This is a genomic window from Aggregatilinea sp., from assembly GCF_036822615.1.
Taxonomy (GTDB): domain Bacteria; phylum Chloroflexota; class Anaerolineae; order Aggregatilineales; family Aggregatilineaceae; genus Aggregatilinea.
Genome location: NZ_DAISHJ010000006.1, coordinates 34,174 through 48,427, shown reverse-complemented (window position 1 = coordinate 48,427; position 14,254 = coordinate 34,174). Strand labels below are relative to the sequence as shown.

Here is a 14,254-nt window from a genome sequence, read left to right as displayed (position 1 = left end):
GTTCAGGTAGGTGAGCCATGTGCGGAATCGTCGGAATCCACAACCTTAAAGCGCAGAGCCCCATCGAGGAACAGAACCTCCGCCAAATGTTGGCGATGATTCGCCATCGCGGACCGGATCAATTCGGCATCTACCGCGATAACCAGGTGGGGTTGGGCAGCGCCCGCCTCAGCATCATCGACCTGAGCGGCGGCCAACAGCCTATCGGCAACGAAGACGGCACGATGTGGATCGTGTTCAACGGCGAGATCTTCAACTACGTCGAGCTGCGGCCCGAACTCGAAGCGCGCGGTCACCAGTTCCAGACCAATTCCGATACGGAAGTGATCCTGCATCTTTACGAGGATTACGGCCCGGCGTGCATCGAAAAGCTGAACGGCCAGTTCGCGTTTGCGATCTGGAACTCGCGCGAGCAGTCGCTGCTGCTGGCCCGTGACCGCGTGGGCATCTGCCCGCTGTTCTACACTGTGACCGATGGCGCGCTGGTGTTCGGCTCTGAGATCAAGGCGATCCTGGCCGAGCCGCGCGTCGAGGCGGAGATCGACCCCGTGGCGCTGAATCAGGTCTTCAGCTTCTGGAGTCCCCAGACGCCGCGCACGATCTTCCAGAACATCCTGGCCGTGCCGCCGGGACACTACCTGTACGCGAAAAACGGCAACATGACCGTCGAGCCGTACTGGGAACTGGACTTCTCTGAAGCGGAGACGTCCGCGCCGTTCACGCGCGCGCAGGTAGACGAACACGCCGCCGCGCTGCGCGATCTGCTGATCGATGCCACGCGCATCCGCCTCCGCGCCGACGTGCCGGTGGGCGCGTACCTCAGCGGCGGGCTGGATTCGTCCACCACGGCGGCGATCATCCGCAACTACACGCAGACCCCGCTGGACACGTTTTCGATCACCTTCGACGATCCGCAGTTCGACGAGAGCGCCTTCCAGCAGCAGATGGCCGCCTACCTGGGCACGGATCATCAGGTGATCCGCGTGAGCTACGAGGACATCGGGCAGATCTTCCCCGACGTGGTCTGGCACACCGAAACGCCGATGACGCGCACCGCCCCTGCGCCGATGTACATGCTCGCCAAGCTCGTGCGTGACAGCAACTACAAGGTCGTACTGACCGGCGAAGGCGCAGATGAGTTCCTGGGCGGCTACGACATCTTCAAAGAGGCCAAGATCCGGCGCTTCTGGGCGCGCCAGCCGGAATCGGCGTTCCGCCCGGAGCTGATCAAGCGGCTCTATGCCGACATCGCGGGCCTGTCCGATGGTGGCGCGTACCTGACCGCATTCTTCAAGCAGGGGATGGAAGAGACGGGCGACTGGTCCTACTCGCACAGCCTGCGCTGGCGCAACACCAGCCGCTCCAAGCGCTTCTTCTCCCCGACCATGCGCGAGCGCATCGCGGACGGCATCATCGGCGACGAAAGCGACTGGGCTGCGCTGGGCGTGCGTACCCCGGCAGGCTTCAAGGGCTGGAATCCACTGGCGCAGGCGCAGTACCTGGAGATCACGACCTTCCTCTCGACCTACCTGCTCTCGTCGCAGGCGGATCGTATGAGCATGGGCCGCAGCATCGAAGGGCGCTATCCGTTCCTCGATTCGCGCGTGATCGACTACGCCAACCGTCTCTCGCCGCAGCTCAAGATGCTCGGCCTGACGGAAAAATACCTGCTGCGCAAGATCGCGCAGGAATGGCTGCCGGACGACATCTGGCAGCGGCCCAAGCGCCCCTACCGCGCCCCGATCCAGCGCAGCTTCTTTGGCGCGAATGCGCCGGATTACGTGCGCGATCTGCTCTCTCCCCAGCAGATCGAGGCGTCGGGTTTCTTCAACGCCACCGCGATCGACCAGATGGTCAAGAAGATCGAGCGCGGCGTGAAACTCAGCGAAACAGACGATATGGCGCTGGTCGGCGCACTGTCCGCCCAGCTCGTACACCAGCAATTTGTCCGCGATTTTAAGATGCCCCCGCCGCTATCGGCAGACGACGACGTCAAGGTCTGCGTGGGGCACGAGGTTACTCAAGGAGCCTAGCAATGACCTTTAGTGAAGACGTCCTGAAAATCGATCCGGCAGCCGAAACCGAGCGCATCATCTCGTTCATGCGCGAGCAAGTCGGCAGGGTGATGCACCGCCGGGGTGCGGTGGTGGGCGTGAGCGGCGGCATCGACTCGTCGGTGTGCCTCGCGCTGTCCGCCCGCGCGTTTGGCCCGCAGCGCGTGGCCGCGATCATGATGCCTGAAAAAGACTCCGAGGCCGAAAGCGAAGCGCTGGCCCGCCTGCTGTCGGACGCGTTCGACGTGAAACCGACGCTGGAAGTCATCACGCCCGCGCTGGAAGGCTTCCGCTGCTACCAGCGCCGCGACGAAGCGATCGCGCGCGTCTTCCCGGAATACGATGCGGCCAAAGGCTACAAGGCCAAGATCGTGCTGCCGAACAACCTGCTGGATGACAATACGCTCAACGTCTTCAAGCTGACGATCATCACGCCCGAGGGCGAAGAGAAGACGCAGCGTCTGCCGCTGAACGAGTACCTGCAAATCGTGGCCGCGTCGAACTTCAAGCAGCGCACACGCATGACGACGCTGTACTATCACGCTGAAGAGCGCAATTACGCCGTGATCGGCACGGGCAACAAAAACGAGCACGAACAGGGTTTCTTCGTCAAGTACGGTGACGGCGGCGCGGACATCAAGCCGATCATCCACCTGTACAAGACGCAGGTCTACCAACTGGCCGAATACCTGGGCGTGCCGGAGGAAATCCGCCGCCGCCAGCCGACCACCGACACCTACAGCGCGCACCAGTCGCAGGAAGAATTCTTCTTCCGTCTGCCGTTCAAGACGATGGACCTGCTGTGGTACGCGCAGGAAAACAACGTCCCGATTGCGGAAGTGGCCGAGGGCATGGGTCTGACCGAAGTCCAGGTGCAGCGCGCGTTCGACGACTTCAAGCGCAAGCAGCGCACGACCGACTACCTGCGCATGAACCCGATCGGCCTGGACGACGTGGTGGTCGAGGGCGAACCGTCCTAGGACGGCACAGCCAACCGTGAAATCGCGTAGGGGCGTATCGCAATACGCCCCTACAAAATCCCGTCTGGCATGGCCGGATAGGGGGCAATTCGTGAATTGCCCCTACGGGAATGGCTCTATCCGGTGTGAAAGGCGGGGCGGGTTGCCAAATCGCCCTACGAAAACATGCCGTGGTGTTGAATTGGTTTTTTCCGGTTTCGGATCGCTGAAGGGGCAGGACCATGTTGGAACAACTGAGCCAGCGGTTATTGAGCAAGATCGCAATGGTCGCGCCGGGCGGCGAAAGCCTGCGTCCCGCACTGCACCGCATGCGGGGCGTGAAGGTAGGCGAGCACGTCTGGATCAGCCAGTACGTTTACATCGACGAGCTGCACCCTGAAGTGATCTCCATCGGCAACAACAGCTCGATCGGCCTGCGCACGTCGATCATCACGCACTTCTACTGGGGGCCGCGCCGGTCCAGCGAACACGCCGGGCCAGTGGTCATCGAGGACGACGTGTTCATCGGACCGCACTGCGTCATTTTGCCCGGCGTGAAGATCGGGCGCGGCGCGGTGATCAAGGCGGGCACGGTCGTCAGCCGGAATATCCCGGCGGGCACGTTCTGGTCCACGCCCGCGCCGGAGCCGCTGGCGAAGGTGAGCATCCCGCTGACGTGGGAACACGAGTACGACGAGTTCATGAAGGGCCTGCAAATGATCCGCAAGTCGCGCCCCGGCCAGCCTGCTGCGAACTCGTCCAAGCCCCCGACAAATTAGCCGCTTCCCCTACGGCAAAGGCATACAGCGCGTTCCTGTCGAGGAATGCGCTGCTTTTAAACCTTTTTTATAGGATTGGTATTTGAACTATGTAATATATTTTGCTATCCTAAACATAAAGTTTGTCAATGGACCGGTCATATGATAGGCGGTGCGCAATGTCCAACCTCTGGAGCAGCAATCACCCCTCCCGCTTCTGGTTATGCGATCCCTCTCCGTCCGAAGAAGTGTGGCAGGCCGCTATCGACAAAGCACTGCCGGTTCTCGGTCTACCTGATCGTCCCGCCAACGCGGACGCTCTGATGGAAGCTGTGCTGGGCGAAGGCCAGTTCGGGCCGGATCGCTACCGCATGAGCCTCGCCAAGCGCGTTTACTACGAAGTCAAGCCGCTGCTGCCGCGCAGCCTGACGCGCCTGATGCGCCAGAAATACAGCACCCCCACCCAGGAGACGTTCCGGTTGGGCTGGCCGGTGGAAGATCGCTACGTGCGTTTTCTGCTGGACACACTGCGAAACGCCATGCAGGAAATGGGCGTCACATCGCTTGAGTACACACACTTCTGGCCGGAGGCGCGCCGCTACGCGTTTGTGCTGACCCACGACATCGAGTGGGCGAAGGGCCAGGCGTATGTGCGCCAGGTCGCGGATCTGGTCGAAAGCCACGGGTTCCGCTCGTGCTTCAACTTCGTGCCGGAGCGCTACGAACTCGACTACGACCTGATGGCCGAGCTGAACGAGCGCGGCTTCGAGGTCGGCGTGCACGGCCTGAAGCACGACGGCAAGCTGTTCACCTCGCGCGCAACGTTCGACCGCCGCGTGGGGAAGATCAACGCCTACGTCAAGAAGTTCGGCGCGCAGGGTTTTGCCGCCCCGCTGACGCACCGCAACCCGTACTGGATGCAGGCGTTCGACGTGTCGTGGGATCGCTCGTTCTTCGATACCGATCCTTACGAGCCGATGGTCGGCGGCGTGATGACGATCTGGCCGTTTTTTATGGGCAAATTCGTGGAACTGCCCTACACGATGGTGCAGGACTACACGCTGACGTCGGTCCGGCAGGAATTCACCCCGGACCGGTGGCTCGAAAAGCTGGCGTTTGTCGAGCGCAGCGGCGGCATGGCGCTGTTGAACACGCATCCCGACTATCTGCTGGACGACAAGGTGTGGAATCTGTTCGATCAGTTCCTGGGCACGATGGAGCAGCGGAGCGACTACTGGCACGCGCTCCCGCGCGATGTCGCGCAGTGGTGGCGCGCCCGCGCCGAGGGCAGTGATACGCGCATCGTGAAATGTGCCGCGGTGCTCGAAAACGGGACTATCGAGCTGGTGTAATGTTAGCGCAAGTTTCATAACGCATAACTGAGGGGGTGGGAATCGTGGCAGCCGCCCCCTCTTTTGGATCATCCGCCGTTCCGGCTGCATTTTCCTCGCTGATCCGCGCCGTCTGACCGCGTTTTCCCTCAAACTTCTAAAAATCGTACATACGCGCAAGTCTATAGTGAATTGAAAGGTTACTTTCAACCTCTGTTATCAACATGAAAGGTTGCCTCAGTACTATTTTGAATAGATAGGCGATCTGCGGCATGCAGCCCTGCCGGGGCGCGGCGCAGAAAGCCGGATCGGCACGTCAAAAGCACATGCCAGCGCATCGCAGGGCCATTCATTCCACTACACGCTGGCATATCACCAGATGCACACGCATCGACTTTGCGGGAAGGGGATTTATTCACGTCGTTTCACATCACTGTTTCGCACGGTTCATGACCGCGCGAGATCTATCGTACATGGTGCCGCCGCACTGAGCACAGGCGGCAGTTGAAATAACGGGGAAGGATGCAATGGATCAGCTACAGGTGGGCGTTATCGGTCATGGGTACTGGGGACCCAACTTGCTGCGCAATTTCATCGAGCTGCCGAATTCCAATGTCGTCGCAGTGGCCGATTTTTCCGAGGAACGGTTGGCAAGCGTAAAAAGCCGCTATCCGAGCGTTCAGACCACGACTGACTATCACGACTTTTTCACCCTGGGTGTTGATGCGGTGGTCGTGGCGACCCCGCCCGAAACCCACTACGCGATTGCGCGTGAATGCCTGGAAAACGGCAAGCACGTGCTGGTCGAGAAGCCGCTGACGCTCAACAGCGCCCACGCGCACGAACTGGTCGAACTGGCGAACAGCCGCGGCCTGACGCTGATGGTCGGGCATACCTTCGAATACAACGCCGCCGTACGCGAGATCAAGCGCATGGTCGAGTCCGGTGAGCTGGGCGAGATCTATTACGTCGATGCGGTGCGCGTGAACCTGGGCCTGTTCCAGACCAATTCCAACGTGCTGTGGGACCTTGCCCCACACGACGTGTCGATCCTGCGCTACATCCTGGGCATGGACCCGATCTCGGTGCGCGCCAGCGGCACGGACTCGATCATGAAGGGCAAGCACGATCTGGCGTACGTGTACCTGCAATTCCCTAACAATGTCGTTGCCCACATGCACGTGAGCTGGCTGGACCCGCGCAAGGTTCGCCACATCACGATCGTCGGCAGCCAGAAGATGGTCGTTTACGACGATATCGAGCCGCTGGAAAAGATCAAGATCTACGACAAGGGCGTGGACAAGCTGCCCTACACCAACTCGTACGGTGACTTCCAACTCAGCTACCGCTATGGCGATGTGGTCGCGCCGCACATTCGCTTCACCGAGCCGCTGCGCCTGGAATGCCAGGACTTCGTGGACTCGTGCATCAACCACACCGAACCGGTAGCAAGCGGCTGGGACGGCATGAAGGTGGTCGAAGTGCTCGAAATGGCCGAGGCGGCTCTCGAGTCGGGCTGCACCGAAATCATCGCTGCCGACACGCTCGCCGCGCAGACATCCGCATCGGGTGACTAAGATCCGGTTCATTCAGGGGCCAGCCGCACAGCGGCTGGGCCACCTTCATCTATTTGATTAACCCGCAGATTTCCAGTATCGCATACGACGCTTGCCGGTCTGCCGGGAGCGGCAAACAAGGAGAACACAGTGAACGTTCCGTTCGTTGATTTGCAGGCGCTTCACCGTCCGATCCAGGAAGAACTGAATCAGGCTGTTCTGAGCATTATCCAGCGTGGTAACTTTGTGTTGGGCCACGATGTGGACCATCTGGAAGAAGAGTTCGCGGCGTACTGCGGTGTGAATTATGGCGCGGGCGTCGGCAGCGGACTGGCGGCGATCGAACTGGCTCTGCGCGCCCTGGGTGTGGGCGTGGGCGACGAAGTGATCGTCCCGACGCACACCTTCACGGCCAGCGCGGCAGCGGTCACCTTTGCGGGTGCGACCCCGGTTTTCGTGGACGCCGATCTCGATACGCTGAACATCGACGTGGACAAGATCGAAGCGGCGATCACCCCTCGCACGAAGGCGATCGTGCCCGTGCATCTGTACGGCCTCCCGGCGGACATGGATGCCATCATGCGCATCGCCAACAAGCACAATCTGGTGGTGGTCGAGGACGCATCGCAGGCGCACGGCGCGACCTACAACGGCAAGCGCGTCGGCTCGTTCGGGCATGCGGCGGCCTTCAGCTTCTACCCCACCAAGAACCTGGGCGCGGCGGGTGACGCGGGTATCGTGGTCACCAACGACGAGCGCGTGGCCGAGACGATCAAGGCCCTGCGCAACTGCGGCCAGACCGAAAAGAACCTGCACACGATGGAGCCGTTCAACCACCGGCTGGATACGCTGCAAGCGGCGTTTCTGCGCGTGAAGCTGCCTTACCTGGACCAGTGGAACGCAGCGCGCCGTCGTAATGCGGCGATCTATTCCGAGCTGCTGGATGGTAGCGGCGTGGTGACGCCCAGCGATACGCCTGAAACCCAGCATGTGTATCACCTGTACGTCGTTCGCACGCCCCAGCGTGACGCGCTGGCGGCGCATCTGAAGCAGAACGGGATCGGCACGGCCATTCACTACCCGCTGCCGGTGCACCTCCAGCCGTTCTACAAGGCGCGCGGCCACGAAGAAGGCCAGTTCCCGGTGGCCGAGCTGATCGTGAGCGAAATCCTGTCGCTGCCGATGTTCCCGGACATGACGCGCGAGCAGATCGAATACGTGGCGGATCAGATCAAGGCGTTCTCGCTCGTTCCTTCCGCTTAAGCCCTGACGTTTCACGCGGGTGAAACCGGCCCGGCCCGACGAATGCGTACCCGTCGGGCCGGGCGCTTTTTTGCCTGGGCGATCCTTTCGGACCGGCATGCGCGTGGTCTGTGCCAGCAAAGCGGGGTATGATCGGGCTAACCGGACAGGATTAGCCAGACGGGCAAGCGCGTGTCGAACGAAGCAGAACATGTCCTCGCAGCCCTGCGCGAGCAGGGGGAGCGGCTCACCATTCAGCGCCGTGAAGTGATCGATGCGCTGTGCCGCGACGGCGGCCATCTGGCGATCGACGATCTGCACGGCGCATTGGAAGCGCGTGGCCTGGACCTCAACGAGCCGACGATTTACCGCATTTTGCAGTGGCTGAAGGATCTCGGGTTCGTTTCCCAGACGGACCTGGGCGGCAACCGCATCGTCTACCAGATGATCGGGCCGCTGCGCCATCACCATCTGGTGTGCCTGAACTGCCACTGCATCATCGAGATGGACGACCGCCTGCTGGACGATCTGCGCGACCGGATGCGGCGGGAATACGGTTTTGAGCCGCGCATCGATCACATGGCGTTTTTTGGCCTGTGCCGCCGCTGCCAGTCCGAGTTAGAAACCCACACATAACCCTGAAATCCCGCATTTTGGCGGGCTGTTTCCCACTATCCCACGTGGTTTTTGTGGCTTACTTGGATGCCGCGTCGCGTTCCAGGGCGAGCAGATCGTCCCACGTTTCGCGCCGCCGGACGATCCGCCACTGCGCACCCTGCACCAGCACTTCCGGCGGGCGCACGCGCATGTTGTAGTTGGACGCCATCACCATACCGTACGCGCCCGTGCCCAGCACGGCCAGCCGGTCGCCGGGCTGCACGTCCGGCAGCGGCGCGGCGCGGTTGAGCACGTCCGCCGATTCGCACACCGGCCCCGCGACGACCGCCTCGGATACGTCGCCGGGCAGCGCGCGCAGCGGCTCGACCGGGTGCACGGCTTCGTACAGCGCCGGGCGGATCAGCTCGGTCATGCTGCCGTCGGTCAGGATAAAACGCTGGCCGCCCTGCTCCTTCACGTACAGCACGCCGATCAGCAGCGCGCCCGCGTCCGCGATGACGGATCGCCCCGGTTCGATCTTCACCTGCCAGCCGTTCAGCAGCGGTGCAAGGGCGTCCGCGAAGGCCTGCGGGCCGGGATACCCTTCGTCGCCCGTATACTCGACCGGGAAACCGCCCCCGATGTTCAACGTGCGCACGTCCGCGTACGGCGCGGCGAGGGCCTGGACGGCGCGTGCTGCCTCGACCGTCTCGTCGGGTCGGGCTAGCTGGCTGCCGATATGTACGTGCAGTCCGGCGAGGCTCACGTGCGGGTAGTCCGCATGCCGGGCGAGGATGTCCGCGACCACCGCTGGTGGCAGGCCGAATTTTGCCCCGAAGTGCCCCGTCGCAATGTGGCGGTGCGTTTGCGCGGCCACGCCGGGATTCACCCGCAGCGCCACGCGCGCCCGCACGCCGCGTGCCCCAGCAAGCGTGTCCAGTACGCGCAGTTCGGTTTCGCTCTCCACGTTGAACCAGCCGATGCCCGCATCCAGCGCGTAGGCCAGCTCCTGCGGCGTTTTTCCCACACCCGCGAACACGATCCGCTCTGGCGCGACGCCTGCTTCCAGCGCGCGGTAAATCTCGCCCGCGCTGACGGCATCCATGCCCAGCCCGGCCTCGCTCAGTAGCCGGATTAGGGTCAGATTGGCGTTGGCTTTCAGGCTGTAATGAATCGCCGCGCCCAGCGGATCGAACGCGGCGCGCAGCCGCGCGACGTTTTCGGTGATGCGCGCCGCGCTGTACACGTAAACTGGCGTGCCTGCGGCCTCCGCGAGTGCGTCCAGGGGCACATCTTCACACCACAACGCGCCATCGCGGCGGTGAAATGCGTCGTTGAGCATAAACCGTTGTCCTTCGTGTGTGACGATCGAAACCATGCCGGGGCGCTTCACGAACTGCCCCACCTATGAAATCACCTATTCCGCCGTGCGCAGCAGGATGCCGTTCTGCGACGGATCGCACAGCAGGATCCCGTCCGCGTGCGGCTCGGTGGATATGTGCGCATCCTCGACGCGGGCCAGCACCTCGGCCAGCGCGGCGGGGGTAGGCAGCACCAGCTCGAAGTAGCGCAGGCCCACGGCGTCCGGCGGTGGAGGCGGCGCGCCGACGCCCGCCCAGGTGTTCAGCCCGATGTGATGGTGGTAGCGGCCCGCCGATACGAACAGGGCCGCGCCGCCGTAGCGGGCAATCAGATCGAAGCCGAGCACGTCGCAGTAGAAATGATGCGCGGCAGCGAGATCGCTGACGTGCAGGTGAACGTGGCCCATCACCGTGCCCGGCGGCATACCCTCGTAGGGTGTGTTATCGCCTTGAAGCTCTGCCAGCAGATCGTCGATATCGAGCGGATCGGTTGCCATGCGCACCGCGTCGCCGTCCCAGGTCCATTCATTGCGCGGGCGGTCGCGGTAGATTTCGATGCCGTTGCCGTCGGGATCGGGCAGATAAATCGCCTCGCTGACGAGGTGATCCGCGAAGCCTTGCAAGGGCGTGCGCGTCTCGGCCAGACGGCGCAGCGCGCGGGCCAGATCCGGGCGCGAGGGCAGCAGGATCGCAAAGTGATACAGGCCGGTCGTGCCGCGTACCGGGCGCGCGCCCGGCTGTTCGACCAGCACCAGTAGATCGTCCGCACCGGCACCGAGCGCCGCCACGCTCGCGTCTTGCCGGTGCACGCGCAGTCCCAGAGCGCTCTGGTAAAAATCTACTGCGCGGGCGAGATCGGAAACTGTCAGATGCACCGTGCCCAGATAGGTGGCGGGGTCAATGGATGGGGGCATGCAGTACTCTCCTTCATCAACGGCACGAACCGGCGTCCGGCCTGAATGGGGATTGATTATGCCTCGGTGGGGGCCGTCAGCGCCATGCCTGCGCGCAAAATATCCGAAACCCGCTACACTACAGGCTCCTGGGGGCGGTATGGGGAAGCGTTGGCGCATATGGAGAGGACAAGACGGTGGATGACGAGGCCCGGCGCGACGCGCTGGAAGACCTGAACCGCACCTATGCGTGGCTGCGCGGTTATACGACCGTCAAGCCGTGGGCGCTCGATCTGCGGCTGGCGATGGAGGAACTGGAAGCGATTCAGGGCGAAGGCATCGGGTGGAGCGTGGACCGGCGCGAGCCTGCGACGTGCACGATCCTCAAGGAGCGCAAGGGGCTGGCGGTCGAATTCAAGGCCGTGGCCGATACGCTGCCGGAGGCCGTTATGAAGGCGCTGGTGCGTTACTTCGAGCACATCGCCCCGCGCGAGGAGCGCTGAGGATCGCGCGAAGTTATCTCGTCCCCGGTCCCGTTCCGGTTGGCGCTGGCGCGGGGAGAATAGCAAGGCTCAACGAGCGTTGTACGGGCGAAATTATTGCTCTTTAACTGTTAGAGTCGGATAGGTAGAAAGACAGGGCGGGTTGCAAACCCGCCCCTACAAAATCCGTTGAAACAGCTTGTCTCCCCTCTCCGATCCGATTGTAGGGGCAATTCATGAATTGCCCCTACGCTGAATCCGGGTACGGGGTTGGGCGCTACTCGCCCAGGTATAGATCGGTCCAGGCGGGGCGCTCCGGCGCCTGGCCCTGCGCCACCATCGCGCGCCAGTCGTCGTCGGTCAGGCGCTGATCGATCGGCATGGTGAACTCGTAGGTGTTGTACACGCCGCCGCGCGTGAGCTGCAAGCCGAACGGACTGTTGGTGATCACGTAGATCGTATCCACGCCGCCGATGGCTTCTTCGAGCACCAGCCCGGCGTCGGGGTTACTCGCCACATCCGCGACCAGCGCGACCGTCTCCGGCGGATCGGTGACCCACTCCTCGACGGTGTAGCGGATGCTCCACAGCGCGCCGTCGAAATTCTCCTGCAGGAAGTACAGTTCCTCATAGATCAGCGGTTCGCCCGCCACTTCCTTGCGTGCCATTTCCGCCAACTGCGCGGAGAGCAGCGCGAGGCTGGTCAGCGCGCTCCGAACGGATGGCATCGGGCTGAGGTAGTTCATGCCGAAGTAGCCGCGCACCTCAAGCCCCTGCTGCAGCGCCACCGCGACCACCGCGATCCGCGCGAAGACCTGTGGGTTCGGCTCCACGCTGGTGTAGCTGGTGATCGGCGGCTCGATGCCGCCTCCGCCCAGGCCGCCCATCGCCTGCTCGGCGTAGAGCAGTGTGGCGTGCTTCAGCTCGACCCAACTGCCGATCGCGCTGTTGATATCCTTGCGTTTCCAGGCGTCGGTCTGCATCATGGGCGGCGTCAGGGCCGGATCGCGCACCAGCAGCGGCTGCATAGCCCACAGCCAGCCGCCATAGAGGTTCTCCATCCAGGCGTCCGGTGTGAGTGCGTTCACTTCATCGCGCAGCGCGGCCATGTTGTCAGTGTAATGGGCGTAGTCCGCCGCGCCTGCTTCATCCGCCAGCGCATACGCGATGTCTGAGCCGAGCGCGGACGCCACGTCGAGCGCCATCGGCAGCGCGCGCGAATTCTCCTGCGTGCCCACTTCGGGATAGATCAACTGCTGCATGACGTAGGCGTCCAGCGTGAAGCGCTGGCCGAACAGACGGACGCCGCGCGTCAGCGCGTCCACCTCGTCCGCCTCGACGCCCAGCGGCAGCACGATGCTGTTCACGCGCGGGCCGGGCAGCGCCTTCAGCGCGTCGCGGTAGGCGGCCAGATTGTCCGCATTCGCCAGCGTGTCGAGCGGCAGCCCCGCGCCGTAGATCGATTCGGCCAGCGGCAGCGTATCGTCCGGGCTGAGATCGTCCACCGGGCCGACCAGGAACGCCAGCGTATCGGAGACGTTCTGCCACCGGGCCAGCGCGCCGCCGTTGATCAGCGCGCGCTGCACCATCAGGCCGGTCAGCGTGTCGGCGTCGTTGTTCGCCAGGAAGGTGATGCGCCCCATCCACATCATCGCGCGGAAGTAGGCTTCCAGCAGCGGATTTCCGGCGTAGTAGCTGCGCGGCTTGTACTGGCTGAAGTCTTCGGTGTAGTCGGCCAGGATCGGCACTTCCAGCCGCCCCTCAGCCGCCATGATCTGATCGACGAGCGGCTGCGCGGCGGCGACGATGTCGGCGTTGGCGTTCGCCAGCACGATCGACGGGATGATGTCACCCTCGTTGAATCCCATGGCGTAGTAGGGTTCCCCTTCCGCCAGGAGCATCAGCGGCACGGCGTAATAAATCGCGGCGCTGCGGGCGGCGTCTTCCAGAGGCGTGCCAGCGGCCTCGATCCACTGCGCTTCCGCGGCCTGATAGCTGGCGGCAGCGACAGCGCCCACCTCACGGTAGAACGGGTCCATCTCCAGGAACATTAGCGTGTTCTGGTACACCAGGAACAGGCTGTGCAGCATGGCGTCCGTGGTGATGAAGTCGCCTTTGCCCTCGGTGTGGTTCCACGTATCCGCGCGGTAGGCTTCATCGAACTGCTGGAAGCTGCCCGGCACGACAACGAATCCGTTCTGCGCTAGCAGGGCCAGCTGTTCCTGGCTGAGATTGGCGTCGGTCACGAAATGCACGTTGTTCAAATCGACCGGGGGCACGGGCAGGTCGCCCAGGTACTCGTCGGGAAGCTGCATCGCCAGCGGATCGGGCGGCTGCTGCCATTTGTCAGCCGTCCACCCGGCCCAGTCCCACCCCTGGGTAAACCCGTCTTGCAGTGAGGGCACGCCTTCGGCGGGGATCGCGGCGGGCAGAGGCACGTCCGGGGTCGAGATCACCGGATCCTGCATCGGCACATTGAGCGCTTCCGGCACGGGCGGGACGAACTGGTACGGCGCGACGGCGGCGGTTCCATTCACCGTTTCGGGCGTCCAGACGTCCCAGTAGTTGCCGTCGGTGACCATCCACCACCACGCGCCGCCGGTGCACTGCGGCCCGTCGATGGTCTGGAATACGGTTCCCTCGGCCAGTTGATCTATGGTTTCCGTGCTGCCGGGTGCCGAGTAAAGCAGTGCGGCCATGCCGGGCAGTACAACCCCGTGCCGGTGCGGTTCCAGCAGCGGATCTCCGGCACAGTCCCCCTGCGCCGCCGCCGGAACGAGCGGCACGATCATCGTCAAAATCAGGAGCAGAATCAGCGCACGTTTCATAATGGGATCTCCCTTCCTATGAGCACACTCAATTATACGTTTTGAGGGAGGCATTGTTCCGGGCAGGAAGCGGTCTGCTGCCCTACGTATGGCCTATTGATGGTCTGTGAAGTCCGTAAACGTTTTGGCGCGGCCTATTGACAAAAGGAACGGCTGGCTTTACCCTAACGAGGTCGAGAATAGACGAGTCGTCT

At 63.0% G+C, this 14,254-nt stretch carries 11 protein-coding genes; 8 read left to right on the top strand and 3 right to left on the bottom strand.

The genetic code is table 11. The annotated features are described in order from the left end of the window. Positions 1–17: 17 nt before the first annotated feature. The 7 genes from asnB to V7116_RS03605 all read left to right on the top strand — a co-directional run bounded on the left by asnB (position 18) and on the right by V7116_RS03605 (position 8,536). Positions 18–2,033, top strand: coding sequence for an asparagine synthase (glutamine-hydrolyzing) (gene asnB, locus V7116_RS03635; protein WP_324390524.1), 2,016 nt, complete (start codon positions 18–20; stop codon positions 2,031–2,033). Positions 2,034–2,035: 2 nt separating this feature from the next. Further along, complete coding sequence (gene nadE, locus V7116_RS03630) at positions 2,036–3,034, top strand: NAD(+) synthase (RefSeq protein WP_324390523.1); 999 nt, start codon at positions 2,036–2,038, stop codon at positions 3,032–3,034. Between the two features lie 221 nt (positions 3,035–3,255). After that, complete coding sequence (locus V7116_RS03625; protein ID WP_324390522.1) at positions 3,256–3,792, top strand: acyltransferase; 537 nt, start codon at positions 3,256–3,258, stop codon at positions 3,790–3,792. Positions 3,793–3,950: 158 nt separating this feature from the next. Beyond that, positions 3,951–5,123 (top strand): hypothetical protein, encoded by a 1,173-nt coding sequence (locus V7116_RS03620; RefSeq protein ID WP_324390521.1) that lies wholly within the window; start codon positions 3,951–3,953, stop codon positions 5,121–5,123. Positions 5,124–5,629: 506 nt separating this feature from the next. Beyond that, positions 5,630–6,679: a Gfo/Idh/MocA family protein gene (locus V7116_RS03615; protein ID WP_324390520.1), complete on the top strand. Its 1,050-nt coding sequence runs from the start codon at positions 5,630–5,632 to the stop codon at positions 6,677–6,679. Between the two features lie 129 nt (positions 6,680–6,808). Continuing rightward, positions 6,809–7,921 (top strand): DegT/DnrJ/EryC1/StrS family aminotransferase, encoded by a 1,113-nt coding sequence (locus V7116_RS03610; protein WP_324390519.1) that lies wholly within the window; start codon positions 6,809–6,811, stop codon positions 7,919–7,921. Between the two features lie 171 nt (positions 7,922–8,092). Further along, positions 8,093–8,536, top strand: coding sequence for a Fur family transcriptional regulator (locus V7116_RS03605; RefSeq protein WP_324390518.1), 444 nt, complete (start codon positions 8,093–8,095; stop codon positions 8,534–8,536). Positions 8,537–8,594: 58 nt separating this feature from the next. Here V7116_RS03605 and lysA read toward each other — a convergent pair whose 3' ends face one another. Together lysA and V7116_RS03595 are read right to left on the bottom strand one after the other, a co-directional pair. Next, complete coding sequence (gene lysA, locus V7116_RS03600; protein WP_324390517.1) at positions 8,595–9,839, bottom strand: diaminopimelate decarboxylase; 1,245 nt, start codon at positions 9,837–9,839, stop codon at positions 8,595–8,597. Positions 9,840–9,914: 75 nt separating this feature from the next. Further along, a complete protein-coding gene (locus tag V7116_RS03595) occupies positions 9,915–10,772 on the bottom strand; it encodes a VOC family protein (RefSeq protein ID WP_324390516.1) in 858 nt (285 codons plus the stop codon). Positions 10,773–10,948: 176 nt separating this feature from the next. On the opposite strand from V7116_RS03595, the gene V7116_RS03590 reads away from it, so the two are divergent. Beyond that, positions 10,949–11,254, top strand: a complete 306-nt coding sequence (locus V7116_RS03590) for a hypothetical protein (protein WP_324390515.1) — start codon at positions 10,949–10,951, stop codon at positions 11,252–11,254. Positions 11,255–11,510: 256 nt separating this feature from the next. Here V7116_RS03590 and V7116_RS03585 read toward each other — a convergent pair whose 3' ends face one another. Next, a complete protein-coding gene (locus V7116_RS03585) occupies positions 11,511–14,060 on the bottom strand; it encodes a DUF3160 domain-containing protein (RefSeq protein ID WP_324390514.1) in 2,550 nt (849 codons plus the stop codon). Between the last annotated feature and the right edge of the window lie 194 nt (positions 14,061–14,254).

Excerpts from the sequence above, each read along its gene's own strand:
- asnB (WP_324390524.1), top strand. The coding sequence starts at position 18 with ATGTGCGGAATCGTCGGAATCCACAACCTTAAAGCGCAGAGCCCCATC.
- V7116_RS03615 (WP_324390520.1), top strand. The coding sequence starts at position 5,630 with ATGGATCAGCTACAGGTGGGCGTTATCGGTCATGGGTACTGGGGACCC.
- V7116_RS03595 (WP_324390516.1), bottom strand. The coding sequence starts at position 10,772 with ATGCCCCCATCCATTGACCCCGCCACCTATCTGGGCACGGTGCATCTG.
- V7116_RS03585 (WP_324390514.1), bottom strand. The coding sequence starts at position 14,060 with ATGAAACGTGCGCTGATTCTGCTCCTGATTTTGACGATGATCGTGCCG.
- V7116_RS03620 (WP_324390521.1), top strand. The coding sequence starts at position 3,951 with ATGTCCAACCTCTGGAGCAGCAATCACCCCTCCCGCTTCTGGTTATGC.
- lysA (WP_324390517.1), bottom strand. The coding sequence starts at position 9,839 with ATGCTCAACGACGCATTTCACCGCCGCGATGGCGCGTTGTGGTGTGAA.
- nadE (WP_324390523.1), top strand. The coding sequence starts at position 2,036 with ATGACCTTTAGTGAAGACGTCCTGAAAATCGATCCGGCAGCCGAAACC.
- V7116_RS03625 (WP_324390522.1), top strand. The coding sequence starts at position 3,256 with ATGTTGGAACAACTGAGCCAGCGGTTATTGAGCAAGATCGCAATGGTC.